At 59.5% G+C, this 7,552-nt stretch carries 4 protein-coding genes; 3 read left to right on the top strand and 1 reads right to left on the bottom strand.

From position 1 onward, the window contains the following. The 3 genes from AB1724_17690 to AB1724_17680 form a co-directional block, all read left to right on the top strand. The coding region (locus AB1724_17690; protein MEW6079644.1) for a cadherin-like domain-containing protein at positions 1–4,232 on the top strand (4,232 nt) is incomplete at its 5' end. Between the two features lie 34 nt (positions 4,233–4,266). Beyond that, positions 4,267–5,079, top strand: a complete 813-nt coding sequence (locus AB1724_17685) for a hypothetical protein (GenBank protein ID MEW6079643.1) — start codon at positions 4,267–4,269, stop codon at positions 5,077–5,079. Between the two features lie 37 nt (positions 5,080–5,116). Continuing rightward, entirely contained in the window at positions 5,117–5,983 is an 867-nt protein-coding gene (locus tag AB1724_17680) for a transporter (GenBank protein ID MEW6079642.1), read from the top strand. Positions 5,984–6,233: 250 nt separating this feature from the next. Here the strand turns inward: AB1724_17680 and AB1724_17675 are convergent, their stop codons facing one another. Beyond that, positions 6,234–7,337, bottom strand: a complete 1,104-nt coding sequence (locus AB1724_17675) for a phenylacetate--CoA ligase family protein (protein ID MEW6079641.1) — start codon at positions 7,335–7,337, stop codon at positions 6,234–6,236. Positions 7,338–7,552 lie beyond the last annotated feature (215 nt).

Below are 7,552 nucleotides of genomic sequence, written 5' to 3'. Positions count from 1 at the left end.
ACGCCGACGGCACCTTCACCTACACCCCGACCGCCAACTACAGCGGCGCCGACAGTTTCACCTACCAGGTCTGCGACACCGACGGCGACTGCGACGACGCCACGGTCAGCATCACCGTCGACCCGGCGAACGTGGCATTGTCGATCAACAAGACCGACGCACCGGATCCGGTGGCCCCCGGCGGGCAGATCGTCTACACCATCAGTTACAGCAACGCCGGCACGGACGCGACAACAGGCGTGGTCATCACCGAGTCTTACGACAGCAACGTGACCTTTGTTTCGGCCGTTCCCGCGCCGACCTCCGGCGATAACGTCTGGGACATCGGCAACCTGGCGGCCGGCGCTTCCGGCACCATCACCATCACGGTGAACGTCAACTCGCCCCTGGCCAACGGTACACAAATAACGAACAACGTGTCATTGACGTCGGATGATGATACGGCCAGCGACAGCGAGACGACCACCGTCTCCAGCGCGCCGTCACTGTCCATCTCCAAGACCGACGCGCCTGACCCGGTGACCGCCGGCGGGCAGATCGTCTACACCATCTCCTACAGCAACGCCGGCACCGACACGGCCACGGGCGTGGTCATCACCGAGACTTACGACAGCAACGTGACCTTTGCCTCGGCCGTTCCCGCGCCCACGTCCGGCGACAACACCTGGACCATCGGCAATCTGGCGGCCGGCGCCTCGGGCACCATCACCGTCACGGTGAACGTCAACTCGCCCCTGGCCAACGGAACCCTGATCACCAACACCGTCTCCCTGACCGCCAACGAGGGCTCCACCAGCGACAGCGAGACGACCACCGTCTCCAGCGCGCCGTCACTGTCCATCTCCAAAACCGACGCGCCTGACCCGGTGACCGCCGGCGGGCAGATCGTCTACACCATCTCCTACAGCAACGCCGGCACCGACACGGCCACGGGCGTGGTCATCACCGAGACTTACGACAGCAACGTGACCTTTGCCTCGGCCGTTCCCGCGCCCACGTCCGGCGACAACACCTGGACCATCGGCAATCTGGCGGCCGGCGCCTCGGGCACCATCACCGTCACGGTGAACGTCAACTCGCCCCTGGCCAACGGAACCCTGATCACCAACACCGTCTCCCTGACCGCCAACGAGGGCTCCACCAGCGACAGCGAGACGACCACCGTCTCCAGCGCGCCGTCACTGTCCATCTCCAAAACCGACGCGCCTGACCCGGTGACCGCCGGCGGGCAGATCGTCTACACCATCTCCTACAGCAACGCCGGCACCGACACGGCCACGGGCGTGGTCATCACCGAGACTTACGACAGCAACGTGACCTTTGCCTCGGCCGTTCCGGCGCCTACCTCCGGCGACAATGTCTGGACCATCGGCAGTCTGGCGGCCGGCGCCTCCGGCACCATCACCGTCACGGTGAACGTCAATACACCCCTGGCCAACGGCACCCTGATCAGCAACAATGTTGCCCTGACCTCCAACCAGGGCTCCACCAGCGACAGTGAGACGACCACCGTCTCCAGCGCGCCGTCACTGTCCATCTCCAAGACCGACGCGCCTGACCCGGTGACCGCCGGCGGGCAGATCGTCTACACCATCTCCTACAGCAACGCCGGGACCGACACGGCCACGGGCGTGGTCATCACCGAGACTTACGACAGCAACGTGACCTTTGACTCGGCCGTTCCCGCGCCCACGTCCGGCGACAACATCTGGAACATCGGCAGTCTGGCGACCGGCGCCTCGGGCACCATTACCGTCACGGTGAACGTCAACTCGCCCCTGGCCAACGGTACCCTGATCACCAACACCGTCTCCCTGACCGCCAACGAAGGCTCCTCCAGCGACAGCGAGACGACCACCGTCTCCAGCGCGCCGACCCTGTCCATTTCCAAGACCGACGCGCCCGACCCGGTGGTGCCGGGCAACCAGATCGTCTACACGATTTCCTACGGCAACGCCGGAACCGACGCGGCCACGGGCGTGGTCATCACCGAGTCCTATGACGCCAACGTGACATTCGTTTCTGCTGTGCCGGTGCCGGATATCGGCTTTGACAACCAGTGGACCATCGGTAACCTGGCGGCGGGCGGCTCCGGCACCATAACGGTGACGGTGCTGGTGACCAGTCCGCTGGCCAACGGCACCCTGATCAGCAATAACGTGACGCTGACATCGGATGACGGTACGGTCAGCGACAGCGAGACGACCACCATCCGTAATATACCGCCTGGACCTGGGCCGGGGCCGGTGCCTGAACCGGCGCTCCAGGTCGTCAAGAGCGATGATCCCGACCCGGTCGTGCCGGGCGGGCAGATCGTGTACACCATTTCCTACGGAAACGCGGGCACCGGCGATGCAACAGGTGTGACCATTACGGAAGAATATGACGCCAACATGACCTTCGTGTCCGCGGTGCCGGAGCCGGATTCCGGCTTTGACAACCAATGGACCATTGGCGATCTGGCCGCGGGTGAGTTCGGCGTCATCGACGTGACACTGCGGGTCAACACGCCTCTGGCGGATGGCACCATTCTGACGAACTTTGTTGCCCTGGATTCAGACCAGCAGGTCACGGATGACGTGGAGACGACCACGGCGACCAGCGCGCCGTTCCTGTCCATCGCCAAGACCGATGAACCCGATCCGGTCGTGCCGGATGGTCAGATCGTTTACACCATCACCTATGGAAACCGGGGAACGGAAACAGCCACCAACGTGACTATTACGGAAGAGTATGATGAGGACGTAACCTTCTTGAGGGCGGTGCCGGCGCCGGACGCCGGCTTCAGCAACCGCTGGACCATCGGCAGCCTGGCGGCAGGCGCGTCTGGCACCATCACGGTGACGGTGGCAGTAGACACGTCTCTGGCCAACGGAACGCTGCTGGTCAACAGAGTGGCCCTGAATTCCGATGATGGAACGGCGAGCGCGTCGGAAACGACAACCGTCAGTGAAGCACCGTCACTGCAAATTTTTAAGGAGATCCTCACGGATACGGTGCGCTCCGGCGATCTCGTCATGTATCAAATAATTTATGCCAATGACGAGGATGCAACGGAAACAGCCGCTGACGTTATCATTACCGAGGTGTACGACAATAATACAACTTATGTGTCCGCTGATCCCGCTCCGGACCCGGGGTTTGACAACCGCTGGACGGTCGGGAACCTGGCCCCGGGCGACTCCGGAGAAATCTTGGTGACACTGCGGGTGAAGCCCGATTTACCGCCGGGCACATTAATCGGCAATGAGGTCGTTATCCGGGACGATGCCAACGCGACCGTTTTCGCTTCCATCGAACCGGAAGGCGGCATTTACGACCCGCCGCGGGCATTTAAGACCGTCTTCGGCGATCGGCCGGTGATCCAGTGGGAAATGCTCTGGATCAACGACAATCCCGGTGACGCCCTTAATGTCCACATCGAAGACGTCATCCCGGCGAACACCACCTACGCGCCCGGCAGCCTGGGAGCGGACTACGGAGATTATCGCTATGATGAAGCGGAAAACAAAGTGATTTGGGAGGGATCGATCCCGGGTAACGGCGGTAACGTACGGATCTGGTACAGCACTTATGTGGATGATGACGCTGATTACGTGGAAAACCAGGCCTGCGCTTACTGGGATGAAGACGGCGACGGTGACTGGCGGGATGACCGGGATAGCGGCCAGAAGGAGACTTGTACCGACGACCCGGCGACCTCTCCGGTGAACGATCCCACGGCCTGGAACGATACGGCCTGCAAGCTGCAGCTTGGGAATTTCGTCTGGAGCACCCCGTGTCCGCTGGAATGTCCGGATGGGTCCACCGCGACTACCGGGATAAACGGTGTCAAGATCAATCTATATGCCGACAGCGACCATAACGGGAAATTCAGCCCCAAAGCGGACCGTCTGCTTGCGTCCACGGAAACGATCGGCGGGTATTACCGGTTTGACAATTTATGTGAAGACGACTATATCGTGCAGATCGATCAGATCAATTTCAAACGTGGCCGGCCGCTTTACAAGCACACCGTTGTCCCCTGGTATCAGGATCCGAACACGGATATTGACGGCGACAACAATGGAATACGGTTGAAAAAACGCGGTGTCGTCACGAAAAGCATCCACCTGACGGACAACGGAGAGCCGACCACCGACGGAGACGCGGATCCGCAGACCAACTTGAGCATTGACTTTGGTTTCTACAGAAAGGACTCGTCCGGTTGTAATCAGGTAAAACCGTTCTGATTCTCTGTTTAATCATTGAATGAGGAGAAAAAATATGCGCATGTCATACGCTTCGAAATTGTTCCTGGCGATGCTGGGTGTCCTTCTGATCACCGGGATATCCGGCGCCCTGACGTCGGCAGACGACCGGCCGCTTCTGGTCCTGGCGGACCTGTCAGGGTCCAGCCAGGAAAAGATGGGATATTTCAACTCACCGGAGAAGACTACCGTTGTCCGGATCACCCGGGCGGAAGCCATCAGGGAAATTCTGACGGAGTTCGCCCGGACACTGCCGGCCTCGTATTGTCCCGTCGGGTTGTTTGAGCTGCGTTATCTTTCCGGGGATAAGAGCTACTGTGTTCCCGTAACACCGGTGGCCGCCTATCAGGCCGGTGATCTCCAGAAACGCGTGGAAGACGATCTTACCACCACGCTGCCGGTATTCAACAGACGGACGCCGCTGGCCGACGGCTTGCGTCAGCTGGATGAATCCGTTCTTAAATCAATGGACGGCCGCGCCGTCGTTCTGCTGATTTCCGATGGCGGGGAAAATATCCGCTCCGGTAAAAATAACGAGGATGAGAATAAGTCCATCCGGGTAGATGACCCGGTGAAAGAACCGTTAACCGAGGTCCTCCGGCTTAAACTCGCCTACGGCGACAAACTGGTATTCCATGCCATCGGCCTTGATCGCGGCACTTCTTCGGATCAGAAGGAACAGGATCAGGAAGCACTGGCGCTTCTTCAAAAAATGGCGGCGGCCGGCGGCGGAAAATATTTTTCGGCCCGTGAACTGCTTCAGGACCGGAAGACGATCGCGGAACTATACCCCTTGCTGTGCGGTACCGCCGGATTGCTGACGGAGTAGCGGATCGACAACTTTTTAACATATAAGGATCGGAGCAATGATATTCGCATCGACAACGATTAGGAAAATCCTGGCCGCCCTGGCGGTTGTTCTGTCGTTTGCCTGCATCCATGACGCGCGGGCGGATGAGTCCCTGTCCATTTACGGGCTGAAAGGATACGGTTTTGTGATTTCGCCGGAAGTTTCCACCGGCACCCACGTCCAGGGTTCCGTTTTGTACAGTCGTTTCAACGGCAAGATCGAAAATCGCGACGGCTATGTGGTCGCGACCCCTTTGAGCCTGACACACGGATCCGACGGGCTCTGGGAAGTCGCCGTGGCAACGGACTGGGAGTCTTGGGAAAATACGGATTTCGATGAAAGCGAGAGCGGCCTCGGGGACGTGTTTGCCGGGGGCAAGGTGCGGCTGCTGGGCAGGAACAAAAAAGATCCCCTGGATTTATCGCTGATGCCATATATCCTGATCCCGGGCGGCAACCATGACAAGAGCATTGGCGATCTTTATAACTTCAACCCTTCCCCGGAAGACGATTTTTCCTATGGCGCCAATCTCCTGCTGGGCAAACGGGTCGGGCGGTTCTATCTGACCGGCAATCTGGGGATCAACTACCTGGATACGGATCTGGACTATCTCGAAGATAACGCCGTATTTGCCGGTGTTGCCCTGGAATATCACATTTCCGAAAGCCTCATGGCTTACGCGGAATATTTCGGCACGGAGAATAAAAACGACCTGGAATGCGACCCCTGCTTCGACAAGGATGTCAATGACGACATGAGCGAACTGGGGGCCGGCCTGGTCTATATCAGGCAACGGTGGGGCTTTCGCGTCCACGGCGGCACGGGCCTGACCGACACCACGCCGAATTTCCGGCTGCTGGCTTCTATAAACCGGGGGTTTTAAGCCGGTCGGGATACACCGCGATTTCCGGCAGGGGCACGGCGCGCCGTGTCCCTGCAACCCTTGAAGCCGGATAACAAAAACAAAAGGCGGCCCGAAAGCCGCCCGTGCGTTATTTGAAAACTGGCTCATACCAATTTCAAATCAAAGATGATCTCAAGGCGGCCAGGAGGAGGCGACGCAGGCGTATTGTAATACGTCGAGGAGCCGACGACGCAGCCAACACAGAGAGCGCTTTGATTTGGAATTGGTATTAGTAATTCTTCTCCAGTAACTGCGTCTTCTTGGTAGCCCGCTCCAGGGTGCCCGGTTCCAGCCAGGTGATGGCCGGACGGATTTTGAGCAGGGAGTGCATCTTCTCCAGCACCGCCTTTTCCACGGCCGGAAGATCCTCTTTTCTCACCGAGGCCGCGTGCTCGATTTTGATCTTCAGCGGGGGAACCACCCGGGGAGGCGGTTCATCCAGAACGATCCGGAAAGAGCCGGTCAGCTTGTCCGGGAAGGAGTGAATGACCCCCTCGATGGCGGCCGGATATACCGGTACGCCCTTGACCTTGAGCATGTCATCGGCCCGGCCCACCACCTTGTAGCGGAAGCCGCTGCGGCCGCAGGGACACGGATCGGTAAAGACCTGGTGGATGTCCATCATGGTGAAGCGCATGTCAAACCACACGGCCCCCGGGGGATTGAGTGACGTCCCGGCCATGATGCCGGTAGCGCCGTTTTCCAGGGGCACGACTTTTTTGGTTTCGGGATCGATCAGCTCATAATAGGCGTAATCGTCGGCAATCCAGTGCATGCCCTGGTAGACCGGGTAATCGCAGGACACGCCGTAACCGGCGCCGGCATCAAACACCTGGGCGCCGTATTCGGATTCCAGCTTCTGCCGCACCTCCGGAATGCCAGCGCCCGGCTCGGCGCCCAGCATGAGGATCTTAATGCCCAGGGATTTGACCGGGGCCTTGAGCACTTCCGGGGCCCGTTCGATCAGGTGCAGGGCCAGGGAGGGCGTGCCCGCGAAGATATTGACCTTGAACAGCTGCATGAACTGCAGGATCTTTTCCGTGCCGGCCTCGGCCCCGATGGGGACGATCGACAAACCCGGAAAATTCTTGAACCATAAAATCTGGGGCGTGCCGGCGGCGTGCATGGACAATCCGAAGCAGATGGCCATCCGGTCCCCGGGACGGAAACCCATGCGCCAGGCGGCCCGGCACATGATCTCCTGGGCGTCGGTGATGGCGGCGTTGAAGTTCGGGTATGGCGTGGGGATTCCGGTCGTGCCGGAGGTGGTGGTCAGCAGGTAGAGATCGTCCACGCGGCTGTCGCCGAAGATGTGGCGCATCAGCTTGTCCATGTCGAAACCGACTTCACCGATAGCCTCGCGGATCTCAGCCTGTCCGGCCGGGGGAATGGCCTGGGCAAAATCCTCAAAAGTCCGGATGTCCTCCGATAAAATGAGAAAGATGGTCTCCTTTGAGGCGGTAGCCTCAATATGTTAGTGATAATGCTTTCCACAGACACACACTAACAAGAAAGGAGACCATGATGGACGATACCATTTATGATCAT

It is taken from the genome of Thermodesulfobacteriota bacterium, assembly GCA_040753795.1.
Classification (GTDB): Bacteria; Desulfobacterota; Desulfobacteria; order Desulfobacterales; family Desulfosudaceae; genus JBFMDX01.
Note: the sequence above shows the minus strand (reverse complement) of the source record. Positions and strands in the feature narration are given on the sequence as shown.